The organism is Sphingomonas sp. Leaf21 (assembly GCF_916858675.1).
GTDB lineage: Bacteria > Pseudomonadota > Alphaproteobacteria > Sphingomonadales > Sphingomonadaceae > Sphingomonas.
Map to the genome: position 1 here is coordinate 395,308 of NZ_CAKASM010000001.1, position 15,622 is coordinate 410,929.

At 66.2% G+C, this 15,622-nt stretch carries 18 protein-coding genes; 8 read left to right on the forward strand and 10 right to left on the reverse strand.

The genetic code is table 11. The annotated features are described in order from the left end of the window. Positions 1–87: 87 nt before the first annotated feature. A complete protein-coding gene (locus LRP66_RS01745) occupies positions 88–924 on the forward strand; it encodes a 23S rRNA (adenine(2030)-N(6))-methyltransferase RlmJ (RefSeq protein WP_230480771.1) in 837 nt (278 codons plus the stop codon). A gap of 53 nt (positions 925–977) precedes the next feature. Here LRP66_RS01745 and LRP66_RS01750 read toward each other — a convergent pair whose 3' ends face one another. The 4 genes from LRP66_RS01750 to LRP66_RS01760 form a co-directional block, all read right to left on the reverse strand. Continuing rightward, complete coding sequence (locus tag LRP66_RS01750; RefSeq protein ID WP_230480772.1) at positions 978–1,250, reverse strand: hypothetical protein; 273 nt, start codon at positions 1,248–1,250, stop codon at positions 978–980. 83 nt (positions 1,251–1,333) lie between these two features. Continuing rightward, on the reverse strand, positions 1,334–1,924 hold the full coding sequence (locus LRP66_RS01755; RefSeq protein ID WP_230480773.1) for a DUF2076 domain-containing protein: 591 nt from the start codon (positions 1,922–1,924) through the stop codon (positions 1,334–1,336). Positions 1,925–2,327: 403 nt separating this feature from the next. Further along, positions 2,328–2,462 carry a hypothetical protein gene (locus LRP66_RS18245; RefSeq protein ID WP_268992425.1) on the reverse strand — a complete coding sequence of 45 codons (135 nt, stop codon included), beginning with the start codon at positions 2,460–2,462 and terminating at the stop codon, positions 2,328–2,330. Continuing rightward, the gene (locus LRP66_RS01760) at positions 2,459–2,719 is read right to left on the reverse strand and encodes a hypothetical protein (RefSeq protein ID WP_230480774.1); all 261 of its coding nucleotides are present in this window, start codon (positions 2,717–2,719) and stop codon (positions 2,459–2,461) included. Before LRP66_RS01760 ends, LRP66_RS18245 begins: the two co-directional genes overlap by 4 nt. Before the next feature lie 41 nt (positions 2,720–2,760). Here LRP66_RS01760 and LRP66_RS01765 point away from each other — a divergent pair, with 41 nt between their 5' ends. From LRP66_RS01765 to LRP66_RS01780, 4 genes are all read left to right on the forward strand, one after another. Beyond that, positions 2,761–3,615, forward strand: coding sequence for a manganese catalase family protein (locus LRP66_RS01765; protein WP_230480775.1), 855 nt, complete (start codon positions 2,761–2,763; stop codon positions 3,613–3,615). A gap of 153 nt (positions 3,616–3,768) precedes the next feature. Beyond that, positions 3,769–4,872 carry an ROK family transcriptional regulator gene (locus LRP66_RS01770; protein ID WP_230480776.1) on the forward strand — a complete coding sequence of 368 codons (1,104 nt, stop codon included), beginning with the start codon at positions 3,769–3,771 and terminating at the stop codon, positions 4,870–4,872. A gap of 68 nt (positions 4,873–4,940) precedes the next feature. Next, positions 4,941–7,445 (forward strand): TonB-dependent receptor, encoded by a 2,505-nt coding sequence (locus LRP66_RS01775; RefSeq protein WP_230480777.1) that lies wholly within the window; start codon positions 4,941–4,943, stop codon positions 7,443–7,445. Between the two features lie 80 nt (positions 7,446–7,525). Continuing rightward, positions 7,526–8,485, forward strand: coding sequence for a glycerophosphodiester phosphodiesterase family protein (locus tag LRP66_RS01780; protein WP_230480778.1), 960 nt, complete (start codon positions 7,526–7,528; stop codon positions 8,483–8,485). A gap of 132 nt (positions 8,486–8,617) precedes the next feature. On the opposite strand, the gene LRP66_RS01785 is transcribed toward LRP66_RS01780, so the two are convergent. Further along, a complete protein-coding gene (locus tag LRP66_RS01785; protein WP_230480779.1) occupies positions 8,618–9,535 on the reverse strand; it encodes a LysR family transcriptional regulator in 918 nt (305 codons plus the stop codon). Positions 9,536–9,626: 91 nt separating this feature from the next. Between LRP66_RS01785 and LRP66_RS01790 the strand changes: the two genes are divergently transcribed. Further along, positions 9,627–10,661: an aldo/keto reductase gene (locus LRP66_RS01790; protein ID WP_230480780.1), complete on the forward strand. Its 1,035-nt coding sequence runs from the start codon at positions 9,627–9,629 to the stop codon at positions 10,659–10,661. Between the two features lie 12 nt (positions 10,662–10,673). Beyond that, a complete protein-coding gene (locus LRP66_RS01795; RefSeq protein ID WP_230480781.1) occupies positions 10,674–11,837 on the forward strand; it encodes an MFS transporter in 1,164 nt (387 codons plus the stop codon). Here LRP66_RS01795 and LRP66_RS01800 read toward each other — a convergent pair. The 5 genes from LRP66_RS01800 to LRP66_RS01820 all read right to left on the reverse strand — a co-directional run bounded on the left by LRP66_RS01800 (position 11,807) and on the right by LRP66_RS01820 (position 14,973). Next, on the reverse strand, positions 11,807–12,688 hold the full coding sequence (locus LRP66_RS01800; RefSeq protein ID WP_230480782.1) for a sigma-70 family RNA polymerase sigma factor: 882 nt from the start codon (positions 12,686–12,688) through the stop codon (positions 11,807–11,809). The genes LRP66_RS01795 and LRP66_RS01800 overlap by 31 nt on opposite strands. Beyond that, entirely contained in the window at positions 12,681–13,133 is a 453-nt protein-coding gene (locus LRP66_RS01805; protein ID WP_230480783.1) for a carboxymuconolactone decarboxylase family protein, read from the reverse strand. Before LRP66_RS01805 ends, LRP66_RS01800 begins: the two co-directional genes overlap by 8 nt. Positions 13,134–13,219: 86 nt before the next feature. Continuing rightward, a complete protein-coding gene (locus LRP66_RS01810; RefSeq protein WP_230480784.1) occupies positions 13,220–13,768 on the reverse strand; it encodes a GNAT family N-acetyltransferase in 549 nt (182 codons plus the stop codon). Further along, complete coding sequence (locus LRP66_RS01815) at positions 13,765–14,682, reverse strand: bifunctional helix-turn-helix transcriptional regulator/GNAT family N-acetyltransferase (protein WP_230480785.1); 918 nt, start codon at positions 14,680–14,682, stop codon at positions 13,765–13,767. Before LRP66_RS01815 ends, LRP66_RS01810 begins: the two co-directional genes overlap by 4 nt. A 33-nt stretch (positions 14,683–14,715) precedes the next feature. Beyond that, positions 14,716–14,973: a metallophosphatase family protein gene (locus LRP66_RS01820; RefSeq protein ID WP_230480786.1), complete on the reverse strand. Its 258-nt coding sequence runs from the start codon at positions 14,971–14,973 to the stop codon at positions 14,716–14,718. Positions 14,974–15,113: 140 nt separating this feature from the next. On the opposite strand from LRP66_RS01820, the gene LRP66_RS01825 reads away from it, so the two are divergent. After that, positions 15,114–15,524, forward strand: coding sequence for a hypothetical protein (locus LRP66_RS01825; protein WP_230480787.1), 411 nt, complete (start codon positions 15,114–15,116; stop codon positions 15,522–15,524). The last annotated feature ends 98 nt before the right edge of the window (positions 15,525–15,622 follow it).

The window sequence follows — 15,622 nt, forward strand, 5'->3', positions numbered from 1 at the left end:
GCGGTGAAAGCTGATTGGAGGCCGCGCTCGAGCAACGTCCGCGACCAGCAGCATATCGTAACGCAAATCGGCAGAATTTGGATCTCCATGAACTATCGCCACTCGTTCCACGCAGGCAACAGCGCCGATGTCGTCAAGCACAGCCTGCTGATCGCGCTCGTCCGGGCCTTGCAGGAAAAACAGGGCGCGCTGACGCTGATCGACACCCATGCCGGCTGCGGGCTCTACGATCTCGGCGGCGAGCAGGCGCAGCGCACGGGCGAGGCCGCCGATGGCGTACAGCGCGCCTTTGCCGATCGGAACCCCTTGCTCGACGACTATCGCGCCGCCGTGCGCGCGGTGAACGTCGCGGCCGAACCACATCTCTACCCCGGTTCGCCGCAATTCCTGGCGCAGCTTCTACGGCCGCAGGACGTGCTGATCCTCAATGAAAAGCATCCCGAGGACGCGCGTGCCCTGCGCGGCGCGATGCGTGGTACGCCTGCCGCCGTGCATGAGCGCGATGCCTATGAGCTTTGGCTGGCGATGCTGCCGACCCGCACCGGCCGCGGCGTGGTGGTGGTCGATCCGCCCTATGAGCAGACCGACGAACGCGTCCGCATCACGGCGACCCTAGCCGCGGCACACCGCAAATGGGCGCATGGCGTGACGGTCATCTGGTATCCGCTGAAAGACCGGGCCACGCATCAGCGATGGAAGGATGACCTGCGCAGGCTCGGCATCCCGAAGGTCCTGTCCGTGGAGCACTGGCTGTACGATTCCGACCGGTATGGCCTGTATAACGGGGCGGGCCTCTTCATCGTCAATCCGCCCTATGCCTTCACACAGGCGCTGCCGCCTCTACTGGAAGCGCTCCGCTCGGCCCTCGCGCCGGACGGGCATCTGGGCGAGATCACGGCCGATTGGCTAGACGCTCGCAGCTAGGCCGAGGCCAAGTCGGCGAACGATGAACGGTGTCCGACGATGCCGGATGACCGTCAACGTCCCCCATCCGCCTGATCGGCCCGACCTTGCCGGTCGGCCTCTGCGATAAGTTGCGCCAATCGCCTGGCATCCTCGGCAACGCGTTCCTCGTCCAATTCACGGCGCAACCATCGAAGCTCGTGAAGCTTTCCACTCTCGTCGAGCTCACCGCATCCCACCCGCTTGCCATAGTCGAGCAGTGCGCAGGTCGCGCCGGGCACATATCGCCGGACGATCCGCTCGACCTCGCTGATGACGTGCTCGCCCGGTCCCGCAATCTGCGCCATGATATGCTCCCGTCTGGCCGCCTGATCACGCCTGCATAGCCAGCCGGGACCGCCCGGCCAAATCGGCCCGCCCTATCGACAGGTCAATAGTCGTCGTCGTCGGACGAGCCATAATCGTCGCCGCTCCCCGCGTCGAAGCGACCGCCGCCGTCGTCGTCGAAATTGTTGATGGTGATATTCTCGGGCTGGCCCATGAAACCCTGGCCGCCACCGAATACCCCGCCGCCGCCACGGTGGCCGAACATGTCCGACAGCCCGGAAAACAACATTTCACCGCCGACGACACCGGCCGCCGTGGTGCCCGCGCTGCGCAGGAAGCTGCCCAGACCGCCGCCGCCGGAGAACACGCCGGGTCGCGCTTCGGGCGGGGGCGGCGCATACCCCTCCTGCCGGTTCGCACCCCAGGGGCCACCCGCACCTTGCGGCAGGAAGCTGTTGCCGGTCTGCGCAGGGGCGGACTGAACCTGCCGTTCGAGCTCGGCGATGCGCTCCTGTGCCGCATGAAGCGACTGATCGGCAACGATCGCATGCTGGACGAGCAGATAGGCGGCGTCGGGATTGCCGGACAGCGTGCGGGAGATCATCGCATCCGCCTCACTGTCCTTCGCGCCGGCCCGTGCGACAGCGAGTTCGTTGAGAAAGCGACTGATAAGCGTATGTTCTTCGGCGTTCATGGTCCACTCCGGTCATGCGCAACCAAAGATCGTCCGGGCTTTGGTCAATTCAAGGATGGCGGGGTCGGATGACGAATAATTAACCAAGCCGGGATTTGGGCGGCAGCCGCGTCGATTTGTCCGCGCCCTTCTGGGGGGTGTTTCGATCCTGCCTGGCGGAATGTCGGTGGGTGTGATGGCCGCCCTCGAAGCATGGCGTCGCCTCGGCCATCGGCGCCGCCACATCGAAGCAGTCGCTGCTCACGTCGCTATGGTTTCGCACGACCATGGCGGGCGTCATGCCGAGAAGGATCGGGAGGGCGATCCCGCAGAAACGAAGCGAAAGCATTGGAACCCTCCGGGTCATGGCTGAGACTCGCCTCCCCCTCGCCCCGGAGGCGCCGCGTGCCGACTTAAATGAATTTCACTCACCGCGATCCGTCTTGGCCACATCACGCATGTGGGGGGTATGCCGCCGGACATGGCAGCCATTCTGGTAATCGAGGACGACGACGCCACCGCCATGGCGATCATGGCCGAACTTTAGCGTCACGGTCACGCGGTCAGTCGGGCCGACGACTGCTGCACATGGAATTCCGCCTCCTCGAATTCCCGATGCGCAACCAGGGCGAGGTGATGACCAGGCGGCCCAGCTTTCGCCGCTCCCAAATTCGTCATTTTCCAAATAACGCGACGCGGATATTTATCCATATCAACTATTACCGAGAAACTTCTCCGTTCGTCGTAATTCAACCTCTGTCCGACCAGCATATAAATGTGGATCAGCAACAACGGCACAACATAGTCTGTCCGCATGGGTTCTCCCCCCGAACGCCGCAACGTTCTTGGAGATTGCCATGTATTATCACGACAAACGGCTTCAGTTTCCTGTCTCGGTCGACAGGCCTGATCCGGCGTTCGCGCGGATGCTGCAACAGGCGATCGGTGGGGTCGAAGGCGAAATTCGGGTCTGCATGCAGTATTTCTTTCAGGCATGGGGCAATCGCGCGCCGACCACGACCTACCGCGACATGCTGCTTCACACCGCGACCGAGGAGATCGGCCATATCGAGATGCTCGCGACCGCCGTTGCGATGAACCTCGAAACGGCACCGGCTTCCTTGCAGGAAGACGGCGCGACGGATTCGATCGTCGGCGCGGTGATGGGCGGCGGCAGCGCCAAGGCGTCGATCGAGGGGTTGATTCACAAGAACCTGTTGTCGGGGGGATTGGCCGCGATGCCGATGGATTCCGATGGCGTCCCCTTCAACATGAGCCATATCTACGCCAGCGGAAACGTCGCGGCCGATATGTATTGCAACGTCGCGGCGGAAAGTACGGGGCGCGTCCTCGCGGTCCGGCTGTTCAATGCGACCGACGACGACGGCATGAAGAAGATGCTCCACTACATGATCGCGCGAGACACGATGCACCAGCAGCAATGGCTCGCGGTGCTCGAGGAGTTGGGCGGCCCATCGGCCAACCTCCCCGTCCCCAACTCCTTCCCGCAGGAGATGGAGGACCAGGACAACAACTATAACTTCTACGTCACCTCGGTCGATGGCGCCTTCCCCGAGGGACGCTGGACCGGCGGCCCGGCGGTCGACGGACGCGGGGAATTCACCGTATTCCGGAACGAGCCTCTCGGTGAGGAGCCGGTCCTCGGCCCGGCGAGGCCGGACAGCGGCGCGCAGGACCAGCAGATCGGCTGATTCCATGCGGCGGTCGTCCGATGGCGACCGCCGTTTGCCGTGAAGACAGTATTCGGGAAGTCCCATGATAGACCAATCGCGTCCATTTATTTGACAAGCCGAAACTATATCTGATTATCCGGTATGCTTTTGCCCCAGCGCCCTCGAATCCGCTTGAACGAGCCGCAGCGCCGCGTGCTCATGCAATTGCGGATCGAGGGTACGGCGCCGCGTACGAAGCTCGCGCAATCGCTCGGGATGAACGGCGCGACGATGACGCGATTGACCCAATCGTTGCTCGCGCTCGACCTGATCGAGGAATGCGGCGCGCGCGACGTTCAGACGCGGGGGCGCCCGATGGTGCCGCTCAGCGTTTCCGGTCACGGTGGCTGGGCGATCGGGGCAACGGCCCATCCGGGCTGGCTGGAACTGGCCATCGTCGATTTCCGTGGCCAACCGCTGATCCATGATGCGACCCCTTTCGACAGTCCCGACCCGCTGGTATTCGCCCGCACGGTGGAAGCGCGCTTGCAGACGTTGGCGGCGACGCATGGCTTCCGGCAAGGCAAATTCCTGGGCCTGGGCGTCGCGGTCCCCGGCTACGCCATGCCCGGCGATCGCACGCGGCGGATAGTCGTCGATCGGATCGCCGGATGGAACGAGGTGCCGCTCGCCGAAACGCTCGGCGACGCGCTGGGCATGCCGGTCTGGATAGAGAACGATGCCAGCGCGGCGGCGCTGGCGGAATATTATCAGCCTGGCGTCATCGGGCGCTACCGATCGGTCCTGACGCTGTTTCTGGGCCATGGCATCGGCGGTGGACTGATCGCCGAGCGCGATCTGTTCCTGGGAGAATATGGCAATGCGGGCGAGATCGGGCGATTGTTTCCCGGCCATCGCGAACGCCCCTCGGGCATCGACCTGCTGCACTTTCTAAACGACCATGGCGTCCGGATCGACTCGCTGGCGGCGATAGACGGCTTGCTCGACAGCCACTCGGACTTGATCGCCGCTTGGACGAAGCGGGTGATCGTGCAACTCGACCAGGCCGTGGCTGGCGGGACCGTCTGGCTCGACCCGGGCGCGGTGGTCGTATCGGGCGCGCTCCCCCTGCCCCTCCTTGAACGCATCGCCCAAGGTCTCGCGGAGCGATCCCGCCATCGCGACGACGGCTATCGCTCGACCCTGCCCGCTTTTCACGCCTCTTCGATCGGCAGCAAGGCCGTGGTGATCGGCGCGGCGATGATCCCGATCCATGCTGTGACGACGGCGATTTAATTACATGTAAGCAAATAAAACTGTCACCGTTCGCCGCCATGGCCCCCGCAGCACATTGGGGGATCATCATGAAGACCAGTCTTTTGGCGCGCAGCGCACTGTGCCTCGTTTCATTCGCCGCGACGCCCGCATTCGCGCAGACCCAGGCCGCCGCTCCCACATCCACGGCGGATGCGACGCCACCGGCAGACCAGCAATCCGACATTATCGTCACCGGCTCGGCCCGCCAGCAGCGCCGCTTCGATGTTTCCTACGCGATCAACTCGCTGTCGCAGGCGGACATTCAGAAACTGGCGCCCAAAAGCACCACCGACCTGATCGGCACCCTGCCCGGCATCCATGTCGAGGCGACCGGCGGCGAGGTGCAGAACATCACCCGCGTGCGCGGCATCCCGACCGATCGCGGCTTCCTCTATTATCAGCAGGACGGCCTGCCGCTGTTCCAGGAGCTGGACGGCTGGTTCTTCAACCAGGGCGACGGCATGAACCGGCTCGACCTGATGACCGACCGGATCGAAGTGGTGCGCGGCGGCCCGGCGCCGATCTACGCCAGCACCGCAGCGGCGATCGCCAACGTGATCGAGGTGACCGGCACCGACATCACGCGCGGCAAGGTGCAGGCGACGCTGGGCGATACCGGCTATTACCGGCTCGACGCCTATCAGGCGGGGCCGCTCGGCGGCGACACCTATTACGCGGTCGGCGGCTTCCTCCGCTATCACGACGGCTATCGCGACTCCGGCTTCCCCAGCGACAAGGGCGGCCAGATCCGCGCCAATATCAAGCATGACCTGGCGAACGGCTTCATCAAATTGTCGGCGCAATATACCGACGACCACAACATCTTCTATCTGTCGATCCCGACCAACGATCCGCGCGATCCGTCGGTCAGCCTGAACAAGTATATCGACTATTTCAACGGCACGCTGAATACGCCGGGCCTGCGCAACGTCGACATCCGCTATCGCGACGCGAGCGGCACGATCCAGGACCAGCGCGGCGACCTCGCCAACGGACGCCACATCCGCTTCGGCAATGTCGCGATCGATTACGAGGGGGATTACGGCCCCTGGCACGTTTCCGCCAAGGGCGGCATGACGCTGGGCAACGTCCATTTCGATGCCTTCTATTCGACGTCGAACCCGGTCGACGCTACCAGCTTCGCCAGCGGCTATCTCGCCGCGGCGACCAGCGCCTTCGGACCGAACGTCGCGCGCATGGGCTACAGCTTCGCTGGCACCAACGGCCTCGGCAGCTATGATCCGTCCACCGACTCCGGGCTGGTGATGCAGGCGCAATACCGCTCGATCCAGACCGATTTCTATTCGACCCAAGGCGACCTGTCCGTGACGCGCAAGGTCGAGACGGGGATCGGCACGCACGACATCCGCGTCGGCACCTATGGTTCGCTCTGGGGCCAGAAGATGTTCACCGCCTACCAGAACTATCTGATCCAGGTGAAATCGCAGCCCAAGCTGCTCGACCTGGCCGCCTATTCGGCGACCGGCGCGGTACAGGGCTATGTCACCGACAACGGATCGCTCAACGACGCGGTGTCGGTCAACGCGGGCAGCGTCGATGGCCAGCTCATCGCGCTCTACGGCACCGATAGCTGGGAGATCTCCGACCGACTGCGTCTCGACGCGGGTTTCCGCCACGAATGGTACAGCTATAGCGGCTACGACCGGCTGACGGCGTCGTATAATCTCGGCAATGCGGCGACGCTTGCGGATAACAGCACGCGCGGCTTCACCGGCGGCATCGGCACGCTGCGCCTGAAGCAGCAGGCGACGAACTGGACGGTCGGCGCCAACTACGACCTCAGCCACCATATCGGCATGTACCTGCGCGCCTCGCAGCTCGACGTGCCGCAGAACACGACGATCGCCTTCACCTTCCCGACGCCTGCCGTGGTCCCGACCAAGGCCAAGCTGTACGAGGCAGGCGTAAAGCTAGCCGCAGGGCGCTCGTACCTGTACGTCACCGGCTTCTACACGAAGTTCGATCCGCTGAACGCCAGCTTCGCCGGCTTCAACCCGGCGACCGGCCGTGCGGACGTGACGACGACCTTCATCGGCACCGCCGAGACGAAGGGCATGGAGGCCGACGGCCGCCTGCGGCTCGCCGGTCCCCTCTCGCTCGCGGGATCGGTGACGGTGCAGAATCCGCGCTACCTCAACTTCAGCAGCAATACGGGCCTCGACGGCAGCCGCGCCAACGGCAAACAGATCATCCGTGAGCCCCGGCTGTTCCTGAACGTGCGACCCACCGTCGACTTCAGTTTCGGCGACACGAACCTCAGCCTGTACGGCCGCTATGATTATGTCGGTCGCCGCTACACCGACTTCTTCAATTCCACCGCGCTGCCCGCCTACGGCTCGTTCGGCCTCGGCGGGATCGTGTCGAAGGGTCCGTGGCAGGCGCAAGTCGTCGGCGACAACATCACCAACGCGCACGGCTTCACCGAAGGCAACACGGCGGGCGATCGCTTTGGTCAGGGCGTGCCGACCGCCATTTTCGGCCGCCCTCTTTTCGGCCGCAACGTGCGTCTGATCGTCAGCCGCTCGTGGTGACTCGCTAACCGTTTTCCCTGGGAGCAGCCGACCGTCGCGTGCCGACTGCTCCCTCGCTGCGCCTCCGAGGAAAGCTACTCATGTACCGTCCGCTTCTCGCCATCGTCTTTGCCAGCCTTGCCAGTTCCGCCGTACACGCAGCGCCCGCCGATGGTCTGCGTCGGCTCGCCGACCCGCATGGCGGGCTGATCGTCATTGCGCATCGCGGCTGCCATGAAGCCGCGCCACTGCACGGTTTGGGGAGCACACCGGAAAACTCGATGGCGGCGCTGCGCCAGTGCGTCGTGCTGGGCGCCGACGTGATGGAGACCGACGTCCGGCGAAGTCGTGACGGTCACCTCGTCATCATGCACGACGACAGCGTCGACAGGACCACGAATGGCAAGGGCAAGGTCGCCGACCTCAGCCTCGCTCAGCTGAAAGCGCTGCGCCTGCGTCAGGACGAAGGCGGCGCGGCGGCGCCCCGGTCCGACCAGCAGGTCCCGACCCTCGACGAAATGCTCGCGCTGGCAAAGGGTCACATCGTCCTTAACCTCGACGTCAAGGACATGATCTACGGCGAGGTCGTCGACGCCGTGCACCGCGCCGGTGCGCAGAACCTGGTGATCGTCAAGACCGTCGCCGGTGTCGCCTCCGTCCCGCTTGCCAGCATTCCGCCGTATGACCGCGTGCCATTCGCCGTGATCCCCAGCACAGCCGATCCCGCAGCGGCCGACGTTCCGGCGATCATCGACAATCAAACGCAGGGGCCGATCAAGCCGATTGCGATCGAACTGCCGGTTCTGCCGCTGCAGACGCTGCCTGCGGTCATGTCACGGGCACGCGAGCGAAATGTGCCGGTCTGGATCAACACCTTGTTCAAAGGCTTTGTGACGGGCATGGGCGGCGATCCCGAAGCCCGGCACGATCCCGCTTCAGTATGGGGGCGCTTGACCGATATGGGTGTGCGCCTGATCCAAACGGATGCCGTCGAGGCGCTACTGCTTTATCGCGAAAGGACCAAAAGGGCGACGCAAGGGATGCAGACAAACTCTCGTTGACCGATGATGCATGCCACGACGTCGCCGGGGTCTGGTGGCAGCAGGTGTGCAGGTCGCGCAAGGCTAAAACGCGGGCATCGTCAACGGCCTGTCGATCAAGACCAGCGAGGCGGGCGGGCCGTGCGGCGCGCGCTACGCGATCCGGCTGGCTAGACGCTCGACCAGGAAGTCGACGAACACCCGCACCCGCGCAGGGGTGGCGGAGCCACCGACGAAGACCGCGTGGATCAGCTCGACGTCACCGGGATTGAATTCCTCCAGCAGTGGGACGAGCCGCCCGTCCGCGATCTCGGCCGCGACGCTGAACCGACCGACGCGCGTGATGCCGACCCCGGCGGCGGCAAGCTGGCCCAGCGTCTCGCCATTATTGGCGATGATGCCGCCCTCGACGCTCAGCGTGAAATCCCCGCCGTCGCGCCGGAACGGCCAGGTCGGCTCGGCCCGGCGGAAATTGAAGTTGAGGCAGTTATGGGCGTGCAGGTCCTCCGGCACCTGCGGCGTGCCGATGCGTGCGAGATAGTCCGGCGAGGCGACGATCACCCGGCCGGACTCGCCCAGCTTGCGCGCGGTGAGGCCGCTGTCGGCGAGTGGGCCGAAACGGATCGCGACATCGGCCTGACCCGCTGCGACATCGACCAGCGTGTCGGTCAGCGCCACGTCGATCAGGATGTGCGGATAGGCGCGCGCGAAGTCGCCGAGCAGTGGCACGACGCACAACCGGCCATGCGCCAGCGCCGCACTGATCCGCAACCGTCCGCGCGGTGCGCCCTGATCGGCGATCTGCTGCTCGGCATCGTCGAGATCGGCGAGGATGCGCCGGGCTGCGAGCAGATAGGCCTGCCCCTCTGCGGTGAGCGTCAACGCGCGGGTGGAGCGGAGCAGCAGCCGCACGCCCAGCCGCGCCTCGATCCGGTCGATCGCGCGCGCCACCGCCGATGGAGTCAGCCCGAGCGTGCGACCGGCGGCCGAGAAGCTGCCCTCCTCCACCACGCTTGCGAACAGGGCAAGCGACCGGGCGCGATCGTCATTGCCCATCACCTTTGCGTCCAAGGCATAGATCCTTTGCACCGGCGGGCGGTTCCGCCGCGCTCTTTCACCGTCCATCTATGCGCCTGACAATGACATTCGCAAAGGAGGTGTCATGGAATATCGGCAACTAGGATCATCCGGCCTGCGTGTTCCGGCCCTGTCGTTCGGCGCGGGAACGTTCGGCGGCAAGGGACCGCTGTTCAGCGCCTGGGGCACAAGCGATGCTACCCAGGCGCGGCGGCTGGTCGACATCTGCCTCGACGCCGGCGTGACGCTGTTCGACACCGCCGACGTCTATTCGGACGGCGCGTCGGAACAGGTGCTGGGTGAGGCGATCAAGGGGCGGCGCGATGCCGTCCTCATCTCGACCAAGACCGGCCTGCCGATGGGTGACGGTCCGCAGGATTGGGGCGCGTCGCGGGCGCGGCTGATCGGCGCGGTCGAGGCGGCGCTGCGGCGGCTCGGCACCGACCGGATCGACCTGCTCCAGCTTCACGCCTTCGACGCCTCCACACCGACCGAGGAGCTGATGGGCACGCTCGACCGGCTGATCGCGGACGGCAAGGTCCGCTATGCGGGCGTCTCCAACTATCCCGGCTGGCAGGTCATGAAGGCGCAAAGCCTGGCCGATCGTCACGGCTGGCCGCGCCTCGTCGCGCATCAGGTCTATTACTCGCTGATCGGCCGTGCGTACGAATGGGATCTGATGCCGCTGGCGGCCGATCAAGGCGTCGGCGCGCTGGTCTGGAGCCCGCTCGGCTGGGGGCGGCTGACCGGCAGGATCGGGCGCGGACGGCCGATTCCGGCGGGAAGCCGCCTTCACGAGACGGCCCAGTTCGCGCCGCCGGTCGAGGATGAACATCTTTACCGCGTCGTCGATGCGCTGGAGGCGGTGGCGGCCGAGGTGGGCAAAACGGTGCCCCAGGTCGCGATCAACTGGCTGCTGCGACGTCCGACCGTATCGTCGGTCATCATCGGCGCGCGCGACGAAGCGCAACTGCGCGACAATCTGGGCGCGGTCGGTTGGACGCTGTCGCCCGAGCAGGTGGCCGCACTCGACGCCGCGAGCGACATGCTGCCGCCCTATCCGCACACCCCATACCGGCAGCAGGAGGGTTTTGCCCGCCTCGCACCGCCGATGGTTTGAGGAACCACGATCATGAGGTTCAACCTCGGATTGCTCGCGCTGGCCGTCGGTGCCTTCGGCATCGGCGTGACCGAGTTCGCGCCGATGGGCATGTTGCCGGTGATCGCGGCCGACCTGCATGTGTCGATCCCCGCAGCCGGACTGCTGGTCAGCGCCTATGCGATGGGCGTGCTGATCGGCGCACCGCTGATGACGCTCACCACGGGCCGGATCGACCGGCGGACGCTGCTGATCGCGTTGATGGGCATCTTCACGCTCGGCAATGCGCTGTCGGCCGCGGCGGGCGGGTACTGGATGCTGATGGCGGCGCGGGTCGTCACCTCGTTCAACCATGGCGCCTTCTTCGGCGTCGGATCGGTGGTCGCCGCCAGCCTCGTCCCGCCGGACAAGCGCGCGGGCGCGGTGGCGGCGATGTTCACAGGGCTGACCGTCGCCACCATCGGCGGCGTGCCTCTGGCGACCTGGGTCGGCGAGGCGATCGGCTGGCGCACCGCCTTTGCCGGGATCGCGGGCGTCGGCGCGATCGCGATGCTGTCGCTGCGCCTCGCACTGCCGCCGCTGCCCGCTGTCGAGGGCGGCGACATGCGCGCCGAACTGCGCGTGCTGACGCGCAAGCCGGTGCTGGCGGCACTGGCGCTGACGGTCGTCGGCGCGAGCGCCATGTTCACCGTCTTCACCTATATCGTCCCGATCCTGCGGGAGGAGACGCACGCGTCGAGCGGCTTCGTGACGGCGATGCTGATGCTCTATGGCATCGGACTGACGATTGGAAACACGCTGGGCGGCCGTCTGGCCGATCGGTCGATCGAGCGGACGCTGTTCGGCAGCTTCGCGGTTCTCGCAGCGGTGCTCGTCGTGTTGGCGGGCGTGATGCAATGGCCATGGCCCGCCGCGATCGCGATCCTGATCTGGGGCATCGCCAGCTTCGCGATCGTCCCGCCCTTGCAGATGCGGGTGATGGACGCCGCCTCCGACGCGCCGAACCTCGCCTCGGCGATGAACATCGGCGCGTTCAACCTCGGCAACGCCTTTGGCGCGGCGCTGGGCGGGGGCGTGATCGGCGCCGGGCTGGGACTGCCGGTCGTATCGCTGGCCGGTGCGGCGATGGCGGCAGCCGCGCTCGTGATGCTGCTGGCGCTCCGGCGTCAGCCTCGTGCGGCGGCCTGCCCGGCCTGAAGAGCGGCCGCGACATGGGCCAGCTTGTCCGGATTGCGGACGATGTAGATCGCCGCGATCCGGCCGTCGCGGACGTCGAGCGCGGTGGTCTGGAGCACGCCGCCGCCCGCCCGGCTGACATAGCCGGGCAGACCGTCGATCATGGCGAAGCGGATCAGTTCGGCAGGTTCGTCGGGATGTTTGCGACGTAGCCCCATGAACAAGCGCTGCGCCTTTGCCAGACCCTGGATAATGTTGTGGAACGCGAGGACGCGCCCACCGCCGTCGGAATGGATCGCGACGTCCTCCGCCAGCAGGTCCGACAGGACACGCGCGTCGCCGTCCCGCGCCGCCGCGAAGAAGGCGCGCGTGATCCGGGCGGCTTCCTGCGCATCGACCGGATAGCGCGGCCGCGCCTCCGCGACATGCCGCCGGGCGCGGGAGGCGAGTTGCCGCACGGTCGCGGGTGTCCGGTCGAGCGTCTTCGCAACCTCGGGCAAGCCGACGTCGAACACATCGTGGAGCAGGAATGCCGCCCGCTCAAGCGGCGACAGCCGTTCCATCGCCAGCATCAGCGTGAAACTAAGGTCATCGGCGAGCTCATCCGGTTCGGTCGTGCCGAGCAGCGGCTCAGGGAGCCAGGCGCCGACATAGGTCTCGCGTCGCACCCGCGCCGACTTCAGATGATCGAGGCAGAGCCGCGTCACCACCCGGGTCAGCCACGCGGCGGGGGCGTCGACGCCCCCTGCCCCCGACCACCGCAGCCAGGCGTCCTGCACCAGATCCTCCGCTTCGGCGAGCGACCCGGTCATGCGATAGGCCAACCGGACGAGCCGCGGCCGCTCCGCCTCGAACAACGCGGTGTCAGGCATCGTCCACCGGATGCGCCACGCGGAAAGCCACCTGAAGGCGGTTCCAGGTGTTGATCGCCCCGATCGCCATGGTCAGCCAGACCTGCTCCGCATCCGAAAACGCCGCTTTCACTGCATCATAGTCCGCATCGGGTGCCCCTGTCTCGGGCAGCCGCGTCAACGCCTCCGCCCAGCCGAGCGCGGCGCGCTCGCGATCCGAATAGAGCGACGATTCTCGCCATGCGCTTAGCATGTACAGGCGCATCTCGCTTTCGCCATGACGGCGCAGATCGGTCGAATGCATATGCAGGCAGAAGGCGCAGCCGTTGATCTGCGAAACCCGGAATTTCACCAGTTCGAGCAGATCGTGCTCGAGGCCGCTCTTCGTGAAGCTCTGTTCCAGCGCCATCATGGCCTTGATCGCCTCCGGAGCCAGAGCGTGTGGGTTGGCGATACGGGGTGTCATGGTCGGTCTCCTTGGGTTCCGACACCATGACGAGACAGCGGGGACCAGTGTGACATGCCGGTCCAGAATTTTCGCCCGCTGCCGCGCTACGCCGGATCGCGCAGTTGCTTCCGCATCCGGATCAGCGGCACGACGACGCCGTCGATATGGGTATCGGCGCGCTCAACCGGATCGTAACCGCAGGCCGCGTAGAGCGGCACGCCGCCGGCCGTACCCATCAGTTCGACGGCGGCGAACCCTTCCGCCCGTGCCGCCCGCTCGCAGTGGTCGAGGACCATTCGACCGATCCCCCGCCGGACATGATCCGGGTGCGTGTACATGGCGCGGATGCGGGCGGCGTGCTTCGCCGGATCGAGCAGCGCCGGGTCGCGCAGGTCGGTGCTATGGTCACCACCATAGAGCGTCGCGCGGCGGCTCCACCCGCCACATCCGACCGGCACGCCATGGTCCTCGACGACGAAATAGGTGCCGTCGCGCACCAATTGCGTGTCGAGTCCCATCACCGAGCGGCTGGCGACGATCTGCGCCGGGGTCAGCACCGCCGCCTGGCCGCGATCGATCGACAACGTCATCAGGTCGCGCAGCCCCCCGAGGTCGGCTTCGGTCGCGAGGCGGATCGTCAGGACGCCGCTCATGCCGCCAGTTCCAGCCGCCAGGTCTCGCCCTGGAGCGGAACGCCGAACCGCTCATGCATCGCCGTCTCGACACATGCGAAACCATGTGCGGCATAGAGGCGGCGCGCGGAATCCAATACGGTCTGGGTCCACAGCGTCAACGCGTGATAGCCCGTTTCCCGTGCGAAGGTGACGCAAGCGCCGACCAGCGCATCGCCGATGCCCCGGCGGCGGGCGAAGGGTTCGACATGCAGCAGTCGCAGCCGGGCGATGCCGTCGCCCTCGTCGGTCACAAATACCGCGCCCGCCATCACCCCGTCGATCTCGGCGACCCAGCATTGCTCTCGCTCGGGGTTGAAGTCGCGCAGGAACGCCGCCGTCACCTCGCTCTCGATCACCTCCAGTTCGCGACCCCAGCTATGGCTCTCGGCATAGATGAGCGACTGGCGCGCGGCGATCAGCGCGGGCTCGCCGGTACGGAACGGCCGGATCACGAACGGCCCACCCGAGGCCGGATCCAGCAGCAACCGGGCGCGCGTCAGGGCTTCGACCAGATCGCGCCGCGCTTGTCCGTCCACCGTGGCGAGCAGATCGCCGACGGCATGGCTCTGGCGGTGGTCGAGCGTGCCGAAGGCCTCACGCCCCGCCTCGGTCAGCCGCAGGTCGCGGGCGCGGGCGTCGTCGTCGCGGCGCACGCGCACGATCCAGCCGCGCTTTTCGAAGCGTGCGACCAGGCGGCTGAGATAGCCCGCGTCCATGCCCAGCGCGTCCTGCAACCCGCTCGCGGTGACAGGCTCGCGCGTGGCGATCTCGAACAGCAAGCGTGCTTCCGGCAGGCTCGCCTCTGTGCCCAGGAACCGAGCATCGAGCGCTCCGATCGTCTGGGTGTAGAAGCGGTTGAACCGACGGATGGCGGTGACGTCTGCATCTTCCATATCCGCCAAGCTGGATCAGATTACTTGACTGAGTCAAGTGTCTGGACAGCGTCGGCAGGCACCAGTTGCGCACGAAGGGCTACCGTCCTGCAAGTGCCGCTCGTCGTTCGCGGCAATGGTAAGATAGCCGGAACGCATCTGAAGTTCGGCGCTCCCCGCAGGATCGCACGAGCCGGGCACGAGGTCGCGCAATTTGATGACCGGATCGGGCGCGGCGGCGGTCATCGCGTCGCGGACGGCTTCCCGCGGGGCCAGATTTCCATGTGAGTCGGCAATGATCCCGATCGTCAATGCGTCCGCCGTGACGGACGCGCAGCGTCCGGGCGGAACCTGGCAGACGCTCCTTCCGAATGCCATGCTTGGCGGCGCCCCAAAAACGCCGCCAGCCCGCTGGATTGACGGCAGGCCAATTACAGGCCTCCTCGTCCACCATGAACGTTTCTCTCCGCGAAGCCCGCAGGATCGTCCTGGCAGCCCAGGGCTTTGGTCGCGCGCGGCCCGACATCCCGTCCGTCCGCCACCTGCGCGGCGCCGCCGAGCGGCTTAGCCTGTTCCAGATCGATAGCGTCAACGTCCTGACGCGGGCGCACTATCTGCCCGCCTTCTCGCGGCCTGGCGGTTATGAGACGAGCCTGCCGGAGGGCGATGCGTGGGGGCCGAAACGCCAGCGGCGGTTGAGCGTCTTCGCCCGTCACGTTGCTCCGGCCCGCTCGGCAGAGCGTACGACGCCGCCGTCGAGCAGATGTGGCGCGCGGCGATATGGCCATGATCGACGGCGGTGGTGCTGCTGGCGGCCCGATCCTCAAGCATATGCTGCAACTGCCAATGCAGCGCGTCGCTGAACACCTTCGCGGAACTGATCGGGGCTCACCCCCGAAGACGACTGACCGTAAGCCATGCGCAAAGCTTCCGCCGCATAGCCGCGACGAAACGGTCCGAG

Excerpts from the sequence above, each read along its gene's own strand:
- LRP66_RS01755 (WP_230480773.1), bottom strand. The coding sequence starts at position 1,924 with ATGAACGCCGAAGAACATACGCTTATCAGTCGCTTTCTCAACGAACTC.
- LRP66_RS01825 (WP_230480787.1), top strand. The coding sequence starts at position 15,114 with ATGAACGTTTCTCTCCGCGAAGCCCGCAGGATCGTCCTGGCAGCCCAG.
- LRP66_RS01750 (WP_230480772.1), bottom strand. The coding sequence starts at position 1,250 with ATGGCGCAGATTGCGGGACCGGGCGAGCACGTCATCAGCGAGGTCGAG.
- LRP66_RS01795 (WP_230480781.1), top strand. The coding sequence starts at position 10,674 with ATGAGGTTCAACCTCGGATTGCTCGCGCTGGCCGTCGGTGCCTTCGGC.
- LRP66_RS01775 (WP_230480777.1), top strand. The coding sequence starts at position 4,941 with ATGAAGACCAGTCTTTTGGCGCGCAGCGCACTGTGCCTCGTTTCATTC.
- LRP66_RS01760 (WP_230480774.1), bottom strand. The coding sequence starts at position 2,719 with ATGCGGACAGACTATGTTGTGCCGTTGTTGCTGATCCACATTTATATG.
- LRP66_RS01815 (WP_230480785.1), bottom strand. The coding sequence starts at position 14,682 with ATGGAAGATGCAGACGTCACCGCCATCCGTCGGTTCAACCGCTTCTAC.
- LRP66_RS01805 (WP_230480783.1), bottom strand. The coding sequence starts at position 13,133 with ATGACACCCCGTATCGCCAACCCACACGCTCTGGCTCCGGAGGCGATC.
- LRP66_RS01780 (WP_230480778.1), top strand. The coding sequence starts at position 7,526 with ATGTACCGTCCGCTTCTCGCCATCGTCTTTGCCAGCCTTGCCAGTTCC.
- LRP66_RS01790 (WP_230480780.1), top strand. The coding sequence starts at position 9,627 with ATGGAATATCGGCAACTAGGATCATCCGGCCTGCGTGTTCCGGCCCTG.
- LRP66_RS01765 (WP_230480775.1), top strand. The coding sequence starts at position 2,761 with ATGTATTATCACGACAAACGGCTTCAGTTTCCTGTCTCGGTCGACAGG.
- LRP66_RS01800 (WP_230480782.1), bottom strand. The coding sequence starts at position 12,688 with ATGCCTGACACCGCGTTGTTCGAGGCGGAGCGGCCGCGGCTCGTCCGG.
- LRP66_RS01810 (WP_230480784.1), bottom strand. The coding sequence starts at position 13,768 with ATGAGCGGCGTCCTGACGATCCGCCTCGCGACCGAAGCCGACCTCGGG.
- LRP66_RS01745 (WP_230480771.1), top strand. The coding sequence starts at position 88 with ATGAACTATCGCCACTCGTTCCACGCAGGCAACAGCGCCGATGTCGTC.